19 protein-coding genes and 2 tRNA genes are annotated in these 21,492 nt (G+C 71.2%); 17 read left to right on the plus strand and 4 right to left on the minus strand.

Translation table 11 applies throughout. The features are described from left to right. Nucleotides 1–33: 33 nt before the first annotated feature. Nucleotides 34–1,467: an amino acid permease gene (locus tag AC060L_RS12545; RefSeq protein ID WP_483798757.1), complete on the minus strand. Its 1,434-nt coding sequence runs from the start codon at nt 1,465–1,467 to the stop codon at nt 34–36. 169 nt (nt 1,468–1,636) lie between these two features. Between AC060L_RS12545 and AC060L_RS12550 the strand changes: the two genes are divergently transcribed. Together AC060L_RS12550 and AC060L_RS12555 are read left to right on the plus strand one after the other, a co-directional pair. Next, nucleotides 1,637–2,236 (plus strand): biotin transporter BioY, encoded by a 600-nt coding sequence (locus tag AC060L_RS12550; protein ID WP_483798926.1) that lies wholly within the window; start codon nt 1,637–1,639, stop codon nt 2,234–2,236. Nucleotides 2,237–2,339: 103 nt separating this feature from the next. Beyond that, the gene (locus tag AC060L_RS12555) at nt 2,340–2,825 is read left to right on the plus strand and encodes a ribose-5-phosphate isomerase (RefSeq protein WP_483798758.1); all 486 of its coding nucleotides are present in this window, start codon (nt 2,340–2,342) and stop codon (nt 2,823–2,825) included. Between the two features lie 88 nt (nt 2,826–2,913). On the opposite strand, the gene AC060L_RS12560 is transcribed toward AC060L_RS12555, so the two are convergent. Further along, nucleotides 2,914–4,197, minus strand: a complete 1,284-nt coding sequence (locus AC060L_RS12560) for a GNAT family N-acetyltransferase (protein WP_483798759.1) — start codon at nt 4,195–4,197, stop codon at nt 2,914–2,916. A 268-nt stretch (nt 4,198–4,465) separates the two neighbouring features. On the opposite strand from AC060L_RS12560, the gene AC060L_RS12565 reads away from it, so the two are divergent. After that, nucleotides 4,466–5,698 carry a PP2C family protein-serine/threonine phosphatase gene (locus AC060L_RS12565; protein WP_483798760.1) on the plus strand — a complete coding sequence of 411 codons (1,233 nt, stop codon included), beginning with the start codon at nt 4,466–4,468 and terminating at the stop codon, nt 5,696–5,698. A gap of 345 nt (nt 5,699–6,043) precedes the next feature. Further along, nucleotides 6,044–6,241 carry a hypothetical protein gene (locus tag AC060L_RS12570; protein ID WP_483798761.1) on the plus strand — a complete coding sequence of 66 codons (198 nt, stop codon included), beginning with the start codon at nt 6,044–6,046 and terminating at the stop codon, nt 6,239–6,241. Nucleotides 6,242–6,256: 15 nt separating this feature from the next. Here AC060L_RS12570 and AC060L_RS12575 read toward each other — a convergent pair whose 3' ends face one another. Together AC060L_RS12575 and AC060L_RS12580 are read right to left on the minus strand one after the other, a co-directional pair. Beyond that, on the minus strand, nt 6,257–7,060 hold the full coding sequence (locus tag AC060L_RS12575) for a DUF6348 family protein (RefSeq protein WP_483798762.1): 804 nt from the start codon (nt 7,058–7,060) through the stop codon (nt 6,257–6,259). A gap of 257 nt (nt 7,061–7,317) precedes the next feature. Beyond that, nucleotides 7,318–7,388: transfer RNA gene (locus AC060L_RS12580), tRNA-Gly, on the minus strand. Between the two features lie 211 nt (nt 7,389–7,599). On the opposite strand from AC060L_RS12580, the gene AC060L_RS12585 reads away from it, so the two are divergent. The 13 genes from AC060L_RS12585 (at nt 7,600) to mreD (ending at nt 21,458) form a co-directional block, all read left to right on the plus strand. Then, nucleotides 7,600–7,676: transfer RNA gene (locus AC060L_RS12585), tRNA-Pro, on the plus strand. A gap of 242 nt (nt 7,677–7,918) precedes the next feature. Next, complete coding sequence (tig, locus tag AC060L_RS12590; RefSeq protein WP_483798763.1) at nt 7,919–9,325, plus strand: trigger factor; 1,407 nt, start codon at nt 7,919–7,921, stop codon at nt 9,323–9,325. A 302-nt stretch (nt 9,326–9,627) separates the two neighbouring features. Further along, nucleotides 9,628–10,233 (plus strand): ATP-dependent Clp protease proteolytic subunit, encoded by a 606-nt coding sequence (locus AC060L_RS12595; protein ID WP_483798927.1) that lies wholly within the window; start codon nt 9,628–9,630, stop codon nt 10,231–10,233. A 56-nt stretch (nt 10,234–10,289) separates the two neighbouring features. Next, nucleotides 10,290–10,946 carry an ATP-dependent Clp protease proteolytic subunit gene (locus AC060L_RS12600; RefSeq protein WP_483798764.1) on the plus strand — a complete coding sequence of 219 codons (657 nt, stop codon included), beginning with the start codon at nt 10,290–10,292 and terminating at the stop codon, nt 10,944–10,946. Between the two features lie 264 nt (nt 10,947–11,210). Then, nucleotides 11,211–12,500, plus strand: coding sequence for an ATP-dependent Clp protease ATP-binding subunit ClpX (gene clpX, locus AC060L_RS12605; protein ID WP_483798765.1), 1,290 nt, complete (start codon nt 11,211–11,213; stop codon nt 12,498–12,500). Nucleotides 12,501–12,627: 127 nt separating this feature from the next. Further along, on the plus strand, nt 12,628–15,258 hold the full coding sequence (locus tag AC060L_RS12610; RefSeq protein WP_483798928.1) for a valine--tRNA ligase: 2,631 nt from the start codon (nt 12,628–12,630) through the stop codon (nt 15,256–15,258). 252 nt (nt 15,259–15,510) lie between these two features. Then, nucleotides 15,511–16,017, plus strand: a complete 507-nt coding sequence (locus AC060L_RS12615) for a hypothetical protein (protein WP_483798766.1) — start codon at nt 15,511–15,513, stop codon at nt 16,015–16,017. A 100-nt stretch (nt 16,018–16,117) separates the two neighbouring features. After that, nucleotides 16,118–17,515, plus strand: coding sequence for a bifunctional tetrahydrofolate synthase/dihydrofolate synthase (folC, locus tag AC060L_RS12620; protein WP_483798767.1), 1,398 nt, complete (start codon nt 16,118–16,120; stop codon nt 17,513–17,515). 2 nt (nt 17,516–17,517) lie between these two features. Beyond that, nucleotides 17,518–17,886, plus strand: coding sequence for a DUF4233 domain-containing protein (locus AC060L_RS12625; RefSeq protein ID WP_483798768.1), 369 nt, complete (start codon nt 17,518–17,520; stop codon nt 17,884–17,886). Nucleotides 17,887–17,960: 74 nt separating this feature from the next. Then, nucleotides 17,961–18,374, plus strand: coding sequence for a nucleoside-diphosphate kinase (gene ndk, locus AC060L_RS12630; RefSeq protein WP_483798769.1), 414 nt, complete (start codon nt 17,961–17,963; stop codon nt 18,372–18,374). Between the two features lie 350 nt (nt 18,375–18,724). Continuing rightward, complete coding sequence (locus AC060L_RS12635; protein WP_483798929.1) at nt 18,725–19,750, plus strand: rod shape-determining protein; 1,026 nt, start codon at nt 18,725–18,727, stop codon at nt 19,748–19,750. A gap of 52 nt (nt 19,751–19,802) precedes the next feature. Then, on the plus strand, nt 19,803–20,834 hold the full coding sequence (gene mreC, locus AC060L_RS12640; RefSeq protein ID WP_483798770.1) for a rod shape-determining protein MreC: 1,032 nt from the start codon (nt 19,803–19,805) through the stop codon (nt 20,832–20,834). Nucleotides 20,835–20,837: 3 nt separating this feature from the next. After that, on the plus strand, nt 20,838–21,458 hold the full coding sequence (gene mreD / locus AC060L_RS12645) for a rod shape-determining protein MreD (RefSeq protein WP_483798771.1): 621 nt from the start codon (nt 20,838–20,840) through the stop codon (nt 21,456–21,458). Nucleotides 21,459–21,492 lie beyond the last annotated feature (34 nt).

Raw genomic sequence — 21,492 nt, forward strand, 5'->3', positions numbered from 1 at the left:
CCGGGGTAGCACTCCTTACCTACGGCCGGACGTCTACCGGCCGGTCGCCGCGCGCCGCTGGCGCCAGTAGCCGGCGGCGCTCAGCGCCGCGACCAGGACGCCGGCCGCGTACAGCTGGTCGCGGTCGCCCGCCGTGGTGGTCATCAGTGCCAGCACGCCGACCACGCCGGCCAGGGCGACCCAGGTCAGGTACGGGAAGGCCCACATCCGCACGGTCAGCTGCTCGGGCGCCTCGCGCTCCAGCCGCCGGCGCATCCGCAGCTGGGCGACGCCGATGAAGAGCCAGACCACCAGGATCGCCACCCCGGTGGTGTTCATCAGCCAGGTGAAGACGGTGTCCGGCCACCAGTAGCCGGCCAGCACCGCGGCGAAGCCGAAGCCGCAGGAGGCCAGCACCGCGAGCCGCGGCACGCCGCCGCTGACCCGAGCCAGTGCCTTGGGGCCCTGGCCGCGGGAGACCAGCGAGTAGGCCATCCGGGAGGAGCCGTAGATGTTGGCGTTCATCGCGCTCAGCAGCGCGATCAGCACCACGGCCTTCAGCGCGACGGCCGCGCCGGGCACGGCCAGGTGCTGGAGCACCGTCACGTACGGGCCCTGCGTCACCACAGCGGGGTCGTTCCACGGCACCAGCGTGACCACCAGCGCCATCGAGCCGATGTAGAAGATCGCGATCCGCCACACCGCGGTGCGCACCGCGTTGGCCACGTTGCGCCGCGGGTCGTCCGACTCGGCGGCGGCGATGGTCACCGTCTCCAGGCCGCCGTAGGCGAAGACCGAGGCGAGCAGGCCGGTGATCAGCCCGCTGGTGCCGTGCGGCAGGAAGCCGCCGTGCCCGGTCAGGTTCGTGGTGCCGGGCGCCGAGCCGATCACCCCGGTCACGGCGAGCACGCCGAGCACCAGGAACGCGACGATCGCGGCGATCTTGATCGCGGCGAACCAGAACTCGAACTCGCCGAAGTTCTTCACCGCGGTCAGGTTGCTGGCACAGAAGAACGCCATGAAGACGCCGACCCAGGCCCAGCCGGGCACCCCGGGCAGCCAGGAGTTCATGATCGCGCCGGCCGCGGTCGCCTCGGCCGCGACGCCGCAGCAGAGCATCACCCAGTACATCCAGCCGGCCGTCACACCGGCCCACGGGCCGATCTCGCGCTCGGCGTGCACCGAGAAGGAGCCGGAGGACGGGTGCGCGGCGGACATCTCGCCGAGCATCCGCATCACCAGCATCACCAGCAGACCGGAGAGCGTGAAGGCCAGGATGATCGCCGGGCCGGCCGCCGCGATGCCCGCGCCCGAGCCGACGAAGAGCCCGGCGCCGATCACACCGCCGAGCGCGATCATCGACAGGTGGCGCTGCTTGAGGCCGTGGCCGAGCTGCGGGCCGGGCGCCGAGGTGCCATCCGTGGATGAAGCAGTCGTGGACGAAGCAGCCGTGCCGGAGTGGACCGGTGGGGCGGTGGGGGTGGGCATGCGGGTGATCCAGACGTTCGTTGTGCGGACGACCCGTCTCACTATCCGGTGCGTCAGTTGAGACCGCCAAGCCTTCGGCCGCTGCGCTCACCATCCGGAACGGGCCGTGACGCTCCGTGCTGGGGTACGTTCGCACCCGTACATCCGACTGATCATCATGGAGGACCCGATGGCCTTCGCCACACCGATACCGTCCCGCGCCGTCCTGGCCGACCTGCTGCCCGCCGCCGGAACCCGGCTCGGTGCCGGAGCGCGCGAGCTCGCGCTGGTGCTCGGCGGCGCCGGGCTGACCGGTCTGGCCGCCCAGCTCTCGGTGAACGTGCCCGGCTCGCCGGTCCCGGTCACCGGGCAGACCTTCGCCGCGCTGCTGGTCGGCACCGCGCTCGGCGCCCGGCGCGGCGCCGCCTCGCTCGCCGTCTACCTCCTCGCCGGCGTGGCCGGCATGCCGTGGTTCGCGGCCGGCAGCTCCGGCTGGGCGATGCCGAGCCTGGGCTACGTGCTCGGCTTCGTGCTGGCCGCCGCGCTCACCGGCCTGCTGGCCCGGCGCGGCGCCGACCGCAGCCCGCTGCGCACCGCGGGCGCGATGGTGCTCGGCAACCTGGCGATCTACGCGGTCGGCGTTCCGTACCTGGCCGCCGCGGTGCACGTGCCGCTCGCCAAGGCCGCCCAGCTGGGGCTCTACCCGTACCTGGTCGGCGACGGCCTGAAGCTGCTGGTCGCGATGGGCGCGCTGCCGCTGGCCTGGAAGCTGCTCGGCAACCGGACCTGACGCCGGGACCTGACAGCGGGCCTGACGCGCACCCTGACACCGGACCTGACGACGTACCGGCCCTTGGGCGACCCTGGGAGGCGCGCATGCCACACTCATACGCATGCGCGTCTACCTGGGCTCCGACCACGCCGGATACGAACTGAAGAACCACCTCGTCGAGTGGCTGCAGAAGGCCGGCCATGAGCCGATCGACTGCGGTCCGCACATCTACGACGCCGAGGACGACTACCCGCCGTTCTGCCTGCGGGCGGCCGAGCGCACCGCCGCCGACGCCGAGGCACTCGGCATCGTGATCGGCGGTTCGGGCAACGGCGAGCAGATCGCCGCGAACAAGGTCAAGGGCGTCCGCGCGGCGCTGGCCTGGAGCGAGCAGACCGCTCAGCTGGGCCGCGAGCACAACAACGCCAACGTGATCAGCATCGGCGGCCGGATGCACACCGTCGAGGAGGCGACCAGGTTCGTCGAGATCTTCCTCGCCACCCCGTACAGCGGCGAGGCCCGGCACACCCGCCGGATCGAGATGCTGGAGCGCTACGAGGCGACCGGCGAGCTCCCGGCGATCCCGGCGCACCACCCGCAGGCCTGATCCGCCGGCACCAGTCCGCCGGTAGTGATCCGCCCGCAGTGATCCACCAGTACTGACCGATCGGCGCCCCGGCCGCCCGGCACGGCTCTCAGAAGCCGTGCGGCAGCCAGGGCGCCGTGTGCCATCCGAAGGCGTGCGCGGCCTCGGCGAGCGCCCCCGGCCGCAACTCGCGGACCAGCCCGGCCGCCGCCAGCGCGGTCAGCCGGGTGCCGCCCAGATAGGCCGAGCCCAGCTCGCGCGCCGAGAGCGCCAGGTCGGCCGCCGCCTCGGTCGGCTCGCAGCTCGCCCCGTGCCCGGGGCCGGCGCTGTGCAGGTGCCAGCGCCCGGCGTTCCACGGACAGAACTCGTCCGTGACCTCCAGCACCAGGTCCAGCGGCGCCGCGTAGCCGCGCGAGCTGAGCGCGTCACCGACCTCGACCAGCCGCACGAAGAGCGCGTCGCGGATCCGTGCCTGGAGCCGGCGCGGGTCGGAGACCAGGTGCAGCAGTGGATCGTCCACCGGCAGGTTCTCCGCGAGCACGGTGTCGGTCAGGTCCAGGTCGAGCAGGAACGCCCAGAGCGCCGCGTGCGCGGCGGGCGCCGCCGCCGTCACCTCGCGGACCAGCACCTCGCCGGCCGCCCCGCCGTGCTCCCACTCCATGCCGACCGAGTAGCGCGCGTAGCCGAGCAGCTCGCCGCTCTCCCGGTCCTCGGCGAGCACGCACTGCAAGGGTGAGTGGCCCTTGCGCTCGCTCGGCGGGTCCAGCAGCACCCGGCGCTCCCAGCCGGGGCGCCGCGCGAGCATCGCCGGGCGCAGCGGCACCTGTGTGTCGTAGAGCCGCTCGCAGTCGGCCAGGCCGGCGACCGGGTCGGCCAGCCGCAGCCGGACCCGGCCGTCCGGACTGTCCGGGCCGCCCAGGCCGGTCTGGCGCACGGTCACCCGGGCTCGCTCGATCCGCACCCCCAGCTGCCAGCTGCCCAGGCCGTAGCCGTACCGCCCGTAGATGGCCGGCTCGGAGGCGGTCAGCACGGCGAGCGACTCGCCGCGCTCGTGGATGTCGTCCAGCTGGTGGCGCATCAGCGCGGTCAGCACGCCGCGCCGCCGGTGGGTCGGCAGCACACCGACCATGGTCACGCCGGCGGTCGGCAGCACCGCGCCGCCGGGCACTGTCATCCGGAACGTGAAGGCGCCGGCGCCGCCGACCGGCGCGTCCTCGTCCCAGACGCTGAGCGAGCGGTCCAGCTCGGTCAGCGAGCGCCACAGCTCGCGCCGCTCGGGGGACTCCGTGGCGCCGCCGAAGGAGACGACCAGCGTGTCGTACCAGGCCTCCCAGGAGTCGGCCTCAAGCTCGTGCAGGGCGAGCACCCGGTGGGGGAGCGCGGGCTGTGTCATGTGCCACAGCTATCACCCGGGCGCGCACCCGGCTACCGAACTGCAGTTCGCCGCGCCCGGCGCGATCCGCCGCAGGCCCGCGCGCACCCGTCCTACCGCGCCCTGGCCCGCTTCAGGGCGCCCCCTGGGCGGCTCGGCCGGGCCCGCTCCCGGGCTCGACGGCGGGCTCGATGCCGGCCGGCCCGCCCGGCCGAAATCGAGCGTCAGGACGGTCCGGCGCCGAACGCCCGTCGACGCGGGACGCTCCCGGTGGATAGGGTCAACCCCCATGGCTGGCAGCATGCCGGGCACACCGCCCCAGACGACTGCGACGGGGACCGCCGCCACGGCGGCCACGGATCCCCTGACGGCCCGGTTGCGCAAGCGCCTCTACCGGGCCCGCCGGACGCTGCGCCGGACCGGGGTGGACTACTTCCGCGGCGACGCCGCGGACTGGCTCGCCTTCGCGGTGCTGCTGCTGCTCGTCCCGCTGCTGGTCGCGCTGAACGTGTGGATCCCGGCCTGGGTCCCGCCGACCGCGCTGGTGCTGCCGATCCTGGCCGGCTCACTGCTGCTGCGCCCGGTCTCGCTGGTGCTGCTGTACGCGACGGCGGCGCTGGGCCTGTCCACCGAGTCGGTGATCCACACCGGCGAGCGGGTGGCCAGCGACCACCCGGACACCTACGTCTTCGGCGTCACCCCGGGCGCCGCGCTGGTGGTCGGCGCGGTCGGGGTGGCCGGCCTGCTGCTGGCCCAGTTCCGCAGCCGGGTCGGCGTGCCGTGGCGCGGCGGCGGCTCGATGCTCTTCGACCTGCGCGAGCGGCTCAAGGTGCAGAGCCGGGTGCCCGAGCTGCCCGCGGGCTGGCACGCCGACATGGGGCTGCGCCCGGCCGGCGGCCAGTCCTTCTCCGGCGACTTCGTGGTGGCCGCCCGCACCGGGCCCGGCCGCCGGATGCTGGAAGTCGTGCTGGCCGACGTCTCGGGCAAGGGCATGGACGCCGGCTCGCGCGCGCTGCTGCTCTCCGGTGCCTTCGGCGGGCTGCTCGGCTCGCTGCCGCCGCACGAGTTCCTGCCCGCGGCCAACGGCTACCTGCTGCGCCAGGACTGGGAGGAGGGCTTCGCCAGCGCCGTGCACCTCGCGCTCGACCTGGACAGCGGGGAGTACGAGCTGCTCTCGGCCGGCCACCTGCCCGGCATGCAGCGGCTCGCCGGCGCCGGCCGCTGGGAGGTCAAGGAGGCCGACGAGGGTCCGCTGCTCGGTCTCTACGACGGCGCCAAGTTCGAGGGCGTGCGCGGGCGGTTGGGCCCCGGCGACGTCCTGATGCTCTGCACCGACGGCATGGTCGAGCAGCCCGGCCGGGACCTCTCGGAGGGCATGGACCGGCTGATGGGCGAGGCCGACCGGCTGGTGGCCGGCGCCCAACTCGGCCGCAGCACCGGGGGAGCGGCGGTGCGGCTGATCGAGACGGTGGCCAAGGACATCAACGACGACCGCGCGGTGCTGCTGGTGTGGCGCGAGTAGCGCTGTCAATCGCGGGTTTTCCGCAACAGTGATCTTCGGCCAAATCCGCTTCCTGCGGCAGTTGGCTGCATGGTGTGCGAACGGCCCGGCTGACCGCCCCCGCCGACGGTCCGTCAGGTGGCCTGGGCTAGGGTCTCGGTCGGCGGAAACTCGTCTCACATCGCAAATCTTCGGCATGGGTCAGTGGCAAGTCCTTTACGCAGTCAGCACGGTCGACCACACTGAGTCCGGGGCGGGACTGGCCGGAACTCGGGGGAGACTCGGGGGAAGAGGGGGGCGGGTGCCGCCGGGGACCTTCGGGCAGGCCGTGGTCCGCTTCGCCACGACATGAGGAAGTGAGTCCGAGTGGCACTCTCCGTCTCCGCGCTGGTCCTGTTCGGCGTCGTTCTGCTGATCTTCATCCGCGGCAAGCAGATCAAGCTGCCGCACGCGATCGTGGCCGTGCTGTTCGGCTTCATGCTGAACCAGTCGACGCAACTGCACCAGCCCATCCAGGACTTCCTCACGTCGCTGGCCAAGACCATTGGCAACCTGACGAACTGACCTGGCCCAGCAGGCTCACTGCCCGGCGCGAAGGGCCTGCCACCAGCGGCTGATCCGCCCGCCCCGGGCCGCCAGCAGCTCCGGCTGCCGCGGCCCGGGGGCCACTGTCGCCACCGGCGCGGCCTCGGCCTGCCGCAGCGCCGTCAGACCGCCCTCCTCGGCCGCCAGCAGGACGAACAGCCGTGCCCAGCAGAACCGCCGGCCGCGCGGCCAGTCCAGCGCGGCCAGCGCCCGGGAGGCCTCGGTCGCCACCGTGCCGTTCACCCGGACCTCGGCCACCTCGTCGCCCGCCCGGCCGCCGAAGAAGAGCTTCACGCCGTTCAGCCGGGGGTCGGTGAGCACCGGCGCCAGTGCCGGGCCGAGCTCGGGCAGCAACTCGTGCTCGCCCAGCCAGCCGGACAGCTCGGCGCTGCCGAAGCCGAAGACCGTCGCCGGGCTCTGCACCGCGTGCCAGCCGGGCAGTGCGGCCGGCTGCCGGTGGTCGCCGTAGCGGCCCTCGTGCTCCAGCAGCTCGATCACGGTGGCGGCGGTGGTGGCGGCCCACATCCGGACCGCGCTGTCCAGCTTCTCCTCCTCGGTGGTGCCCAGGCCCGCCGTGCAGTCCCAGACCACCGGCGCCTGCGCGCTGCCGAGCCGCAGCACGAAGCCGAGGTCCACGTGGTCGGCCGCGCCGTCCTGGCCGGCGTGCTCGCGGACCGCCACGGCGGTGCTGCCCGGCCCCCGCACCACGGCGCCGTCGATGGTGAACTCCCGGCCGTAACGGGCCATTTCGCGGACCACCCCACGCTGAATGACCGCCAGCCGCTGCTCGGGACCCACACTGCCCTCCTCTTCGAACGTCGTTCGAGGCTATCGGGGTTGCCGGGTCGTCAGCCACCACGCCCGTCGCTGACGGGTGGTCGGGTCCGGCGAGCGAGCGAGCGGGTGGGTGGCACGGCGGCGGTCGGCGCGCCGAGTGCCCGGCGCGGCGAACGGTCGGCACGGCGAACGGGCGGCGCGTCGAACGGCGCCGCGGGGCGCTTCGGCCCCGGAACGCGGTACGGCCCCGGCTCGCTGAGCCGGGGCCGTACCTTCGGAGCGGGCGACGAGAATCGAACTCGCGTGACTAGTTTGGAAGACTAGGGCTCTACCATTGAGCTACGCCCGCACATGCCCCCCGCCGACCTCACGGGTCGGTGCGGAACGGGAACAGCGTACCTGGTCGGACGGCCGGCTCGCACGCGACTTCCGGCCGGGGCCGGGGTGTGTGGCCGGGGCCGGCGCCACCGCCGTGCCGCGCCACGGCTGCCCGGGTGATCAATCCGCGATATTCCGGCGAGCCGACGATTCGAGCCGTGTACGCTTCCTCTCGCGAAGTGCGGGGTGTGGCGCAGTTTGGTAGCGCGTCCGCTTTGGGAGCGGAAGGCCGTCGGTTCGAATCCGGTCACCCCGACCATCACCATCACGGCCATCCTGCGATGTGGCTTTGTGGTACCCGGTAGGATGGGCCGCTGGCGGAAGAGCCACCGCCCCTCCTCAACGGCAGTCCAGTCGAGGAACGGGCCGCTCGCCGTCCACCCCATACGGGAGATGCCGCACACAGGTGGCTCATCACCCGTCTGCCCGGTTCCGCTGCCCGCAAGGGCTGCCGGTCCGGAGTCAGACAAGCCGACCGCAAGCCCCATAGGAGACCAAACCGTGAAGAGCGCCGTCGAGACTCTGAACCCGACCCGGGTTCGACTCACCGTCGAGGTGCCCTTCGAGGAGCTCAAGCCCAGCCTCGACGCGGCGTACAAGAAGATCAACCAGCAGGTCACGGTTCCCGGCTTCCGCAAGGGCAAGATCCCGCAGCGGGTCATCGACCAGCGCTTCGGCCGCGCCGCGGTGCTCGAAGAGGCTGTGAACGACGCCCTGCCGCGCTTCTACACGCAGGCCGTCGACGAGGGCAAGATCGAGGTCCTCGGCCAGCCCGACATCACCGACATCAAGGGTGTGGAGGACCTCGCCGCCGCCGGCCTGACCTTCACCGCCGAGGTGGACGTGCGTCCGGAGATCACCCTGCCGGACTTCTCCACCATCGAGGTCGAGGTCGACCCGATCGAGGTCACCGACGAGGACGTCGCGAAGTCCCTGGAGCAGCTGCGCGAGCGCTTCTCCTCGGTCAAGGACGTCGAGCGCGCGGCCACCGCGAGCGACATCGTGGTGATCGACCTCGAAGCCAAGGTCGACGGTGAGGTCCCGGAGGACGGCACCGCCACCGGCGTGAGCTACGAGATCGGCTCCGGCCGGCTCCTCGACGGCATCGACGAGGCCGTCATCGGCCTGTCCGCCGGCGAGTCGAAGACCTTCACCACCGAGCTCAAGGGTGGCACCCAGACCGGCAAGAGCTCCGAGGTGACCGTCACCGTCACCGCCGTCCAGGAGAAGGAGCTGCCCGAGCTGGACGACGAGTTCGCCCAGCTGGCCAGCGAGTTCGACACCCTGGAGGAGCTGAAGGCCGACTCCCTCAAGCGCCTCGAGCGGATGAAGGAGTTCGACCAGGCCACCCAGGCGCAGGAGCGCGTGCTGGACGCCCTGCTCGGCATGATCGAGATCGAGTACCCCGAGAAGCTGCTCGCGGACGAGATCCAGACCCGCACGCACAACCTGGAGCACCACCAGCTGGAGCCGATGGGCCTGAACCTGGACGCCTACCTGGCGACCCAGGACAAGACCCGCGAGGCCTTCGACGAGGAGACCGCGGACCAGGCGAAGAAGGGCATCAAGACCCAGTTCGTCCTGGACGAGATCGTGGCGAAGGAGGAGATCGGTGTCGACCAGCAGGAGCTGACCGAGCACCTGATCCGCCGTGCCTCGGGCTCGGGCATGAGCCCGGACCAGTTCGCCCAGCGCATCGTCGAGGGCAACCAGGTTCCGCTGCTCGTCGGTGAGGTGGCCCGCGGCAAGGCGCTGGCCACCGTCGTCGAGGCCGCCACGGTCAAGGACACCACCGGCAAGGTCATCGACTTCGACGAGGACGAGACCGAGGAGGCCGGCGAGACCGTCGCCGCCGAGGCCGCCACGGACGAGGCCGCCGCCGAGGCCGCGGAGACCACCGAGGCCTGACAGCCCGTCGGTTGAACACTCCCGGGCGGGCCCGAGCGCCATCACGGCGAATCGGTGGGTGAAACCCTCCGGGGAGGCCCCGGACCCAACCCCCCCCCCCGGTCCCGCCTGTTCCCGTCCGAGCACAGTGCGCACCCTGCGCTCACAGCGAACAGTTCTGCGTGGGGGATGGTCGGGCCGGGCCTGCGCGTTAGGGTCAAATGAAGCAAGCGTGACGTAGTGACGGTCGAACCAGACGGACCGTCCGAATCGACTGAGCAGGTGGCTAAGTGACGTTCCCGCAGATGCAGATGCCTGGCCTGATGACGCCGCGCGCGGCTGGTGGTGACGTGCTCGGCGGTCTGGGTGACCAGGTCTACAACCGGCTCCTCAACGAGCGCATCATCTTCCTCGGCCAGCAGGTCGACGACGACATCGCCAACAAGATCACCGCCCAGCTCCTCCTCCTGGCCGCCGAGCCGGAGAAGGACATCTACCTGTACATCAACTCCCCGGGCGGCTCGATCACGGCCGGCATGGCGATCTACGACACCATGCAGTACATCAAGAACGACGTGGTGACCATCGCGATGGGCATGGCGGCCTCGATGGGCCAGTTCCTGCTCACCGCCGGCACCCCGGGCAAGCGCTTCTCGCTGCCGAACGCCAACATCCTGATGCACCAGCCGTCCGCCGGTCTCGGCGGCTCGGCCACCGACATCCGGATCCAGGCCGAGCAGCTGCTGCGCACCAAGCAGCGGATGTCCGAGCTGATCGCCAGCCACAGCGGCCAGACCTTCGAGCAGATCACCAAGGACTCCGACCGGGACCGCTGGTTCACCGCCGAGCAGGCCAAGGAGTACGGCCTGATCGACGACATCATGCACAGCGCCGCGGACGTCCCCGGCGGCGGTGGCACCGGCGCCTGAGCGCCGCTCCCCGCACCCCAGACACGTCGGAACGCTTCCCGGAGGACAGACCCGCAATGAACCTTCCCAACACCCCCCGCGGCGAGTACTACGGCGCCCGCGCTGAGGGCCGTTACATCGTCCCGCGCTTCGTCGAGCGCACCTCGCAGGGCATCCGTGAGTACGACCCGTACGCGAAGCTCTTCGAGGAGCGGATCATCTTCCTGGGCTCCCAGGTGGACGACGTCTCGGCGAACGACATCATGGCCCAGCTGCTCTGCCTGGAGTCGATGGACCCGGACCGCGAGATCCAGATGTACATCAACTCGCCTGGCGGTTCGTTCACGGCGCTGACCGCGATCTACGACACCATGCAGTTCGTGAAGCCCGACATCCAGACCGTCTGCATGGGCCAGGCCGCCTCGGCCGCCGCCGTCCTGCTGGCCGCCGGCACCCCCGGCAAGCGGATGGCGCTGCCGAACGCCCGTATCCTGATCCACCAGCCGTACACCGAGACCGGCCGTGGCCAGGTCTCCGACCTGGAGATCCAGGCCAAGGAGATCTTCCGGATGCGCGAGCAGCTGGAGACCATGCTGGCGAAGCACTCGAACAAGGACGTCGAGCAGGTCCGCGAGGACATCGAGCGCGACAAGATCCTCACCGCCGAGGAGGCGCTGGAGTACGGGCTGATCGACCAGATCATCTCCTCCCGCAAGGCCTCGTTCAACAACTGAGCAACACCGGGTGACCGGAGCGGGGGCCTACCAGTCGGTACGCCTCCGCTCCGCGGGCTCGGGCCCGTACCCTGGAGGGCACCGCCGGCGTCTGTTCGGTATCAATTCGCCCAGGGCGTACGGCAGAGCTGTCGAAGGCGGCGGATTCTGCGAGTTGGCAGAGTACCGTCGGATACCGAGACCTGACCGCTGACAGTGGCGGCCGCGGTCCACAGCACCAGGCCCCGGACCCCCGCGGGGCCCCTGGCGAAGGGGAAGCACCTCGTGGCACGCATCGGAGACGGTGGCGACCTGCTCAAGTGCTCGTTCTGCGGCAAGTCGCAGAAGCAGGTGAAGAAGCTGATCGCCGGCCCAGGCGTGTACATCTGCGACGAGTGCATCGACCTGTGCAACGAGATCATCGAGGAGGAACTCGCCGAGACCTCCGAGGTCCGCTTCGAGGAGCTCCCGAAGCCGCGCGAGATCTACGAGTTCCTCGACCAGTACGTGGTCGGCCAGGACCTCGCGAAGAAGGCGCTCTCGGTCGCGGTCTACAACCACTACAAGCGGGTGCAGGCCGGCGAGGCCGGGCGCAGCGGTGGCAACGGCCGCGAGGACGCGATCGAGCTCGCCAAGTCCAACATCCTGCTGCTGGGCCCGACCGGCTCCGGCAAGACGCTGCTCGCGCAGACCCTGGCCCGGATGCTGAACGTGCCGTTCGCGATCGCGGACGCCACGGCGCTGACCGAGGCCGGCTACGTCGGCGAGGACGTCGAGAACATCCTGCTCAAGCTCATCCAGGCGGCCGACTACGACGTCAAGAAGGCCGAGACCGGGATCATCTACATCGATGAGATCGACAAGGTCGCCCGCAAGAGCGAGAACCCGTCGATCACCCGTGACGTCTCGGGCGAGGGCGTCCAGCAGGCGCTGCTGAAGATCCTGGAGGGCACCACCGCCTCGGTGCCGCCGCAGGGCGGGCGCAAGCACCCGCACCAGGAGTTCATCCAGATCGACACGACGAACGTGCTGTTCATCGTGGGCGGCGCGTTCGCCGGCCTGGAGCGGATCATCGAGGGCCGCTCGGGCGCCAAGGGCATCGGCTTCGGCGCGACCATCCGGTCCAAGCGGGAGATGGACGCGAGCGACCACTTCCGTCAGGTGATGCCGGAGGACCTGGTCAAGTTCGGCATGATCCCCGAGTTCATCGGCCGGCTGCCGGTGATCACCAGCGTGCACAACCTGGACCGTGAGGCGCTGCTGCAGATCCTCACCGAGCCGAAGAACGCGTTGGTCAAGCAGTACCGCAAGCTCTTCGAACTCGACGGCGTGGAGCTGGAGTTCAGCCGGGACGCGCTGGAGGCGATCGCCGACCAGGCGATCCTGCGCGGCACCGGAGCGCGCGGCCTGCGAGCGATCATGGAGGAGGTGCTGATGTCCGTGATGTACGAGGTTCCCTCGCGTCAGGACGTCGCCCGCGTCGTGGTCACCGGGGACGTCGTCTCCAAGCACGCGATCCCGACGCTGGTCCCGCGCGACATGATCAAGCGCGAGCGGCGCGACAAGAGCGCCTGACCTTCTCGCTCGTCCAACGGCCCCGCACCGGTCTCCCGGTGCGGGGCCGTTCGCGCGTGCCGCCGCCACCCGTGGACGGCGGGCGGAACGGCCGCTCAAGTTACGTAAACTGTGTGTCGTGACCGACATGACGAACCAGCGCCCCACCGACCACGCGTCCGGGGACAATGCAGCAGCCCTCCCGACCACCTACGCCCCCGGCGAGGTAGAGGGCGAGCTGTACGAGCGCTGGGTATCGCGCGGTTACTTCACCGCGGACGCGAAGAGCGACAAGCCCGCCTACACCATCGTGATCCCGCCGCCGAACGTCACCGGTGCGCTGCACCTGGGCCACGCCTTCCAGCACACCCTGATGGACGCCCTGACCCGCCGTAAGCGGATGCAGGGCTACGAGGCGCTCTGGCTGCCCGGCATGGACCACGCCGGCATCGCCACCCAGAACCGGGTCGAGCAGCAGCTCGCCGCCTCCGGCCTGTCCCGCCACGACCTGGGCCGGGAGGCCTTCGTCGAGAAGGTCTGGGAGTGGAAGGAGAACTACGGCGGCCAGATCCTGGGTCAGATGCGCCGCCTCGGCGACGGCGTGGACTGGAGCCGCGAGCGCTTCACCATGGACGAGGGCCTCTCGCAGGCCGTCCAGACCATCTTCAAGAAGCTCTTCGACGACGGTCTGATCTACCGCGCCGAGCGCATCATCAACTGGTGCCCGCGCTGCCTGACCGCGCTCTCCGACATCGAGGTCGAGCACGAGGACAGCCCCGGCGAGCTGGTCTCGATCCGCTACGGCGACGGTGACGAGTCGATCGTCGTCGCGACCACCCGGGCCGAGACGCTGCTCGGCGACACCGCGGTCGCGGTCCACCCGGACGACGAGCGCTACGCCCACCTGATCGGCCGCACCATCGCGCTGCCGCTGACCGACCGTCGGATCCCGGTCGTCGCCGACGCGCACGTCGACCCGGAGTTCGGCACCGGCGCCGTCAAGGTGACCCCGGCGCACGACCCCAACGACTTCGCGATCGGCCAGCGGCACGACCTGCCCAACCTGACCGTGATGGACGAGCACGGCGTGATCACCGTGCACGGCCCGTTCCTCGGCCTGGACCGCCTGGAGGCGCGCTCGGCCGTGGTCGGCGAGCTGCGCGAGCAGGGGCGGATCGTCGAGGAGAAGCGCCCCTACATGCACGCGGTGGGCCACTGCTCGCGCTGCCACACCATCGTCGAGCCGCGGCTGTCGCTCCAGTGGTGGGTCAAGGTCGACCCGCTGGCCCAGGCCGCCGGCGACGCGGTGCGCGACGGCCGGGTGCAGATCCACCCGAAGGAGATGGAAGGCCGCTACTTCGCCTGGGTCGACAACATGCACGACTGGTGCATCTCCCGCCAGCTCTGGTGGGGCCACCGGATCCCGGTCTGGTACGGCCCGGACGGCGAGGTGGTCTGCGTCGGCCCGAACGACGAGGCGCCCACCGGCGAGGGCTGGACCCAGGACCAGGACGTGCTGGACACCTGGTTCTCCAGCGGCCTGTGGCCGTTCTCCACGCTGGGCTGGCCCGAGCAGACCCCGGACCTGGAGAAGTTCTACGCCACCGACGTGCTGCTCACCGGCCACGACATCATCTTCTTCTGGGTCGCCCGGATGATGATGTTCGGCCTGTACGCGATGGACGGTCAGGCGCCGTTCCACACCATCGCGCTGACCGGCCTGGTCCGTGACCAGTTCGGCAAGAAGATGTCCAAGTCGAACCCGAACGCGGTGGACCCGCTGGACTGGATGGACGAGTACGGTGCCGACGCCGTCCGCTTCACCCTGGCCAGCGGCGCCAACCCCGGCGCCGACGTGCCGATCGGCGAGGACTGGGTCAAGGGCTCGCGCAACTTCTGCAACAAGATCTGGAACGCCACCCGCTTCGCGCTGATGAACGGCGCGACGGTCGAGGGCCCGCTGCCGGCCCCCGAGGCGATGACCGCCGCCGACCGCTGGATCCTGTCCCGGCTGAACGCGACCGTCGCCCAGGTGGACGCGCTCTACGACGACTACCAGTTCGCCAAGGCCTCCGACACGCTCTTCCACTTCGCCTGGGACGAGGTCTTCGACTGGTACGTCGAGCTCTCCAAGACCACCCTGGCCAAGGGCGGCCCGCAGGCCGACGCCGCCCGCCGGGTGCTCGGCGAGGTGCTGGACGTGACGCTGCGGCTGCTGCACCCGATCGTCCCGTTCGTCACCGACGCGCTGTGGACCACGCTGACCGGCGCCGAGTCGCTGGTGATCGCCGAGTGGCCGAAGGACAGCTCGTTCCGGGACGCCGAGGCCGAGGCCGAGATCGCCACGCTGCAGCAGGTGGTCACCGAGGTCCGCCGGTTCCGCTCGGACCAGGGCCTGAAGCCGGGCCAGAAGGTGCCCGCGAGCCTGGAGCTGGCCGGCACCGTGCTGGCCGCGCACGAGGACGCGATCCGCTCGCTGCTGCGCCTGACCCTGCCGGAGGACGGCTTCGCGCCGACCGCCTCGCTGCCGGTGGCCGGCGCCGTCGTCGCGCTCGACCTGTCCGGCACGATCGATGTCGCCGCCGAGCGCAAGCGCCTGCAGAAGGACCTCGCGGTGGCGGAGAAGGAGAAGACCCAGACGGCCGCCAAGCTCGGCAACGAGGGCTTCCTGGCCAAGGCGCCGGACGACGTCGTGGTGAAGATCCGGGCGCGCCAGGAGGCCGCCGAGGCCGACATCGCGCGGATCACCGCCCAGCTGGCGGCGCTGCCCGCCGGCTGAGCCCGCCGCCGCCCGTGCGGCGATCGAGTGAATGCGCCCCCTGGACCGAACCGGTCCAGGGGGCGCACGCGTCTTCCGGGCCGCGGATTCTCCGCCGACCGGATAAGCCGGTGAATTCCCCGGATAGCCAAAACCGATCAGCTTCCGCATTCTTTCGGTACTTACTGCGGCCATGTCCGGTGACCTCTGATGGTGCGCCGTATACGGTGTTCTGCAGTTCCGGTATCGGGGGCGGAGACGGGAAGGCATGGCATGAGCGCAGCGCAGACATTGGCCGGCGAACTCCCCGCACAGCGGGTCGAGGAGGCCAAGGGCCGGGCCGCGACCCTGCTCCTGGCCTTCCGGCACGGCAACCAGCTCGCCTTCGACCGGGCGCTCGACCGGCTGCTGGCGGACGCCGACGAGCGGGTCGTGCTGACGCTGATGGCCTGGATCGCCGCCGAGGCGGTGCGCAAGGCCTACGCGCCCGAGGTCGGTGACAAGGTGCTGCGCTCGCTGGCCCGCCGGGCGCCGCACGGCGAGATCCCGGTGGCGATCGACGAGGAGTCGGCCGACGCCGCGCGGCTGATCGAAGCCGTCCAGCGCGGTGAGGTGGAGGCGGTCCGGGAACTGGTCGCCGCGACCGCCGACACCACCTTCCTGGTCGGCGGTCTGTTGCAGGGCGTGGCGATGCTGTTGCCGCTGGTGCCCGAGGAGGAGGTCGGCCACGTGGTCGAGGAGCTGAGGCTGCGTCAAGCGGCGGTGCCGGCCGCCTGCTGAGCGGCGCCGACCTGCGGGCCCGTTGCGAGCCCGGGGCCGGGCGGCCCGGCGCGACGGGAGCGGTGCGGCCGGTGCGTCACGCACTCCGTAGACTGGGCGCGTGAGCAGCAGCGCGGAGCAGAACCCGTACACCGTCCGCCCCGGCGCGGAGCAGGCCGACCAGCCCTTCGGGCTCCGTGACGTCGAGGCCGAGCTGGCCAAGCGCTGGCCGGAGACCAAGCTCGAACCCTCGCTGGACCGGATCCAGGCCCTGATGGACATCCTGGGCGATCCGCAGCGCTCCTACCCCTCGATCCACATCACCGGCACCAACGGCAAGACCTCCACAGCCCGGATGGTGGAGCAGCTGCTCAACACCTTCGACCTGCGCACCGGCCGCTACACCAGCCCGCACGTCGAGTCGGTGACCGAGCGGATCAGCCTGGACGGCCAGCCGATCAGCCCCGAGAAGTTCGTCGAGACGTTCCAGGACATCGAGCCGTACCTGCGGATGGTCGACGAGGCCCAGCCCGTCGCCCTCTCCTTCTTCGAGGTGCTGACCGCCATGGCCTACGCGGCCTTCGCGGACGCGCCGATCGACGTCGCCGTGGTCGAGGTCGGCATGGGCGGCACCTGGGACGCCACGAACGTGATCGACGCCGCCGTCTCGCTGATCACCCCGATCTCGCTCGACCACACGAACTACCTCGGCGGCACCACCGGTGAGATCGCCAAGGAGAAGTCCGGGATCATCAAGCCGAACGGGGTCGCGGTCGTCGCCCAGCAGCCGCTGGACGCCGCGCAGGCGATCCTGGCGCGCGCGGTCGAGGTCGAGGCGACGGTCGCCCGCGAGGGCCTGGAGTTCGGCGTGCTCGCCCGGGAGCTCGCGGTCGGCGGCCAGCTGGTCACGCTGCGCGGCCTGGCCGGCACCGAGTACCCCGACGTCTTCATCCCGCTGCACGGCGAGCACCAGGCGCACAACGCCTCGATGGCGCTCGCCGCGGTCGAGGCCTTCTTCGGCGTCGGCGGCGCCCGCGAGGGCGGGCTGGACCTGGACAAGGTCCGCCTCGCGTTCTCCGGCGTCTCCTCGCCCGGCCGCCTCGAAGTGGTCCGGCGCAGCCCCACGATCCTGCTGGACGCCGCGCACAACCCGGCCGGCGCCGAGGTGACCGCCGCCGCGATCAGCGAGTCCTTCGGCTTCACCCGGCTGATCGGCGTGATCGGCGCCAGTGGCGACAAGGACGTCACCGGCATGCTGGAGGCGTTCGAGCCGGTGCTGGCCGAGGTGGTCGTCACCCAGAACTCGACCCACCGCGCGATGTCGGTGGACACCCTGGCGGCCCAGGCCGTCGAGATCTTCGGCGAGGACCGGGTGGTCGTCGAACCGCGACTGGACGACGCGATCGAGGCCGCCGTCACCCTGGCCGAGGAGGACGGTGACCTCAGCGGCACCGGGGTGCTGGTCACCGGCTCGGTCATCACCGTGGGCGAGGCCCGCCTGCTGCTCGGGAGGAAGTGACCATGCGTACGCTCTGTTCCTCGACGCTGATCGGCGAGGCCATGGTGATCCTCCTCGCGGCCTGTGTCGCGAGCCGGATGACCGACGTCTCGGCCGCCACGCTCTGGATCCTCAGTGGTGTGGCGATGCTGCTCTGCGTGCTGCTCTGCGGCATGCTCAGCCGCCCGGGCGGGGTCGCCGCCGGCTGGGCCCTCCAGATCGGGCTGATCGCCAGCGGCCTGCTGGTGCCGAGCATGTACGCACTCGGCGCCATCTTCGCCGGGCTCTGGTGGTGCTCGGTGCACTACGGGCGCAAGATCGATGTGATCAAGGAACTGCGCAGCAAGGCACAGGCCGAGGCGGCCGTCGGCGAAGCCGAAGGCATGGCCTGACCGGCCGCTCACGCAAGGTAACCTCGGGGGCGGTGGCATACACCATTCCGCCCCGAACCCATTGGAGCCGCACCGTGACGCAGCGCACTCTCGTCCTGCTCAAGCCCGACGCCGTCCGCCGCGGTCTGGCCGGCGAGATCATCAGCCGGATCGAGCGCAAGGCGGGCTGGCAGCTGGCCGCCGTCGAGCTGCGCACGTTCGACCGGGAGACGCTGGAGCAGCACTACGCCGAGCACGTCGGCCGTGACTTCTACGAGCCACTGCTGGCCTTCATGACCGCCGGTCCGTCGATCGCGCTGATCGTCGAGGGCGAGAACGTGGTTCCGGGCATCCGGATGCTGGCCGGCGCGACCAACCCGCTGGAGGCCGGCGCCGGCACGATCCGCGGCGACTACGCGACGATCACCCGGGAGAACCTGATCCACGCGTCCGACTCCGAGGCCTCGGCCGAGCGCGAGATCAAGATCTTCTTCCCCGGCCAGGCCTGATCCACCGAGCGCGGAACGACCTCCGTCCATTGGCTGAGCCGACTCTCCGTCCACGGTCGACCCGGCGGGCAGAAGCCGGCTCAGCCAATCGTGGGAATCATCCTCAAATATGGAACTGGGTGCGCCGACACGGCGTCCCAATGCCGAGAGAAGCGATCCTCCGACGGAGAATGGACGCCGAGCACACCCCGCCGACCAGTTCGCCGGGCGTGGCTACGATGGAGGCGACCCGCGGGCCCACCAGCCCGCCGTGCAGTCCCTATGCCGCTGCGCGGGCTTCTGCGCGAGCCTCAACTCCCCGCCCATGACGTCCAGTTCGGGAAGGCATTCGACACCCCATGGCCAACAACCTGTCGTTCATCGGCCGTGACCTGGCGATCGACCTCGGCACTGCCAACACGCTGGTGTACGTCAGGGGCAAGGGCATCGTCCTGAACGAACCGTCAGTCGTGGCGGTCAACACCAACACCGGCGGCATCCTCGCCGTGGGGTCCGAGGCGAAGAAGATGATCGGGCGCACGCCCGGCAACATCATCGCGATCCGCCCGCTCAAGGACGGTGTGATCGCCGACTTCGAGATCACCCAGCGGATGCTGCGCTACTTCATCCAGAAGATCCACCGCCGCCGCTACCTGGCCCGCCCGCGGGTCGTGGTCTGCGTGCCGAGCGGGATCACCGGAGTGGAGCGGCGCGCCGTCGTGGAGGCCAGCCACCTGGCCGGCGCGCGCCAGGTGCACATCATCGAGGAGCCGATGGCCGCCGCGATCGGCGCCGGGCTCCCGGTGCACGAGGCTACCGGCAACATGGTGGTGGACATCGGCGGCGGCACCACCGAGGTCGCGGTGATCTCGCTGGGCGGCATCGTCACCGCGCAGTCCATCCGGGTGGCCGGCGACGAGCTGGACAACGCGATCGTCCAGCACATCAAGAAGGAGTACTCGCTGCTGCTCGGCGAGCGCAGTGCCGAGCAGATCAAGATGAGCATCGGCTCCGCGTACGGCTCGGAGAGCGAGAAGGACGAGCACGCCGAGATCCGTGGCCGCGACCTGGTCAGCGGCCTGCCGAAGACCGTGGTGATCTCGGCCGCCGAGGTCCGCGAGGCGATCGACGAGCCGGTCAACTCGATCATCGACGCCGTCAAGACCACGCTGGACCAGTGCCCGCCCGAGCTCGCCGGCGACGTGATGGACCGCGGCGTGGTGCTCACCGGCGGCGGCGCGCTGCTGCGCGGGCTGGACGAGCGGCTGCGCCGGGAGACCGGCATGCCGATCCACATCGCCGAGAACCCGCTGGACTCGGTCGCGCTCGGCGCCGGCCGCTGCGTCGAGGAGTTCGAGGCACTGCAGCAGGTACTGGACGCCCAACCGCGTCGTTAAGCCCGACGGACCCGCCAAACCGCAGACTTCCAGAAGGGGCAGCTGCAGCACCGTGAGGGACACCAAAGAGAGCCGCCTGCTGCTCGTCCTGCTGGTGGCCGTCGCCTTCGCCCTGATCACCGTGGACATCAAGGGTGGCGAGACCTCCCCGCTGAACGGCGCCCGGAAGACCGCAGCCTCGCTGCTCGGTCCGGTCGAGCGCAGCGCCGCGGGGGCCGTCGATCCGATAGCGCGTACGGTCCGGGCGATTCGCGACTCAGGCACCGAGCAGCAGCGGCTCGACCAGATCGGCGCCGAGAACACCGAACTGCGCCAGCGACTCGCCTCCTCCGACACCGCCACCGGCCGGACCAAGCAGCTGGACGACATGCTGCGCACGGCCGGCACCGGCGGATACACCGTCAAGGCCGCGCAGGTGATCGCCATCGGCGCGGCCCAGGCGTTCTCCTGGACCATCACCATCGACGCCGGCAGCGACGACGGGCTGCAGCGGGACATGACGGTGATCAACGGTCAGGGCCTGGTCGGCCGGATCACCACGGTCGGCCCGACCACCGCGACCGTGCTGCTCGCCAACGACCCCGGCTTCACCGCCGGGACCCGGATGGAGGGCAGCGACGAGATCGGCTTCGCGGCCGGCGGCGGCGCGGGGCCGATGAAGGTCCAGCTGCTGAACGGCAAGGCACAGGTCAAGGCCGGCGACCGGCTGGTCACCTTCGGCTCGCAGAGCGGTCGCCCGTTCGTGCCCGGGGTGCCGGTCGGCAAGGTGCTCTCGGTGCAGGCCACCCCGGGCGAGCTGACCAAGACCGTGCTGGTCGAGCCGTTCGTCTCGTTCACCCGGCTCGACCTGGTCGGCGTCGTCGTGGTGCCGCCGCGCACCGACCCGCGCGACTCGGTGCTGCCGCCGGTGCCGACGCCCTCGCCGACCCCGGCCCCGCAGCCGCCGGCCGCCACCCCGGGCCCGCAGCCCAGTGGCGCGCCGCAGCAGCCCGCGACGGCCCAGGCGGCCGGGCAGCCCACCGACCAGGCCGTCCAGCCCGCGCAGCCCGTCCAGCCCGCCGCCTCGCCGACCGGGGGGAACTGACCCGTGGTGATCAAGCGCCTCCTGCTCTCCACCGTGCTGGTGCTGCTCGCCCTGGTGATCCAGGTCAGCGTGCTCGGCCGGCTGCAACTGCCCGGCGCCACGCCCGACCTGCTGCTCCTGGTGGTGGTCGGGCTGGGCCTGGTCTTCGGCCCGACCGGTGGCTGCCTGGTCGGCTTCGCCGCCGGTCTGCTGACCGACCTCGCGCCGCCCTCCGACCACGCGATCGGCCGCTACGCGATGGTGCTCTGCGTGATGGGCTACGCGGCCGGTCTGTTCCGCGCCGAGCCGGGCCGGCGCCGCTCGGTCAGCGTGCCGCTGATGGTGGTGGCCGGCGCCGCGCTGGTCTCCACCGCGCTGTACGCCGGGGTCGGCGCGCTGGTCGGCGACACCGCCGCCCGGCACGTCGGCCTGCCCGGGCTGATGTTCAGCGCGCTGCTGTACGACCTGCTGCTCGCGCCGTTCGTGGTGCCGGTGGTGATGCTGCTGGCCCGCCGGGTGGACCCGGGCGCGCTGGGCGGCGAGGTGATCGGCCCCGGCCTGGGCACCATCGCGCGCTACCGGACCACCCGTGAGGTCTCGGCGGCCGGCCCGTCGGGCCGCAAGAAGCGCTCCAGCGGTATCTGACGTCCCGAGCCCAGACGACTCAATCGACCAGGGG

It is taken from the genome of Kitasatospora sp. NEAU-69, from assembly GCF_057158765.1.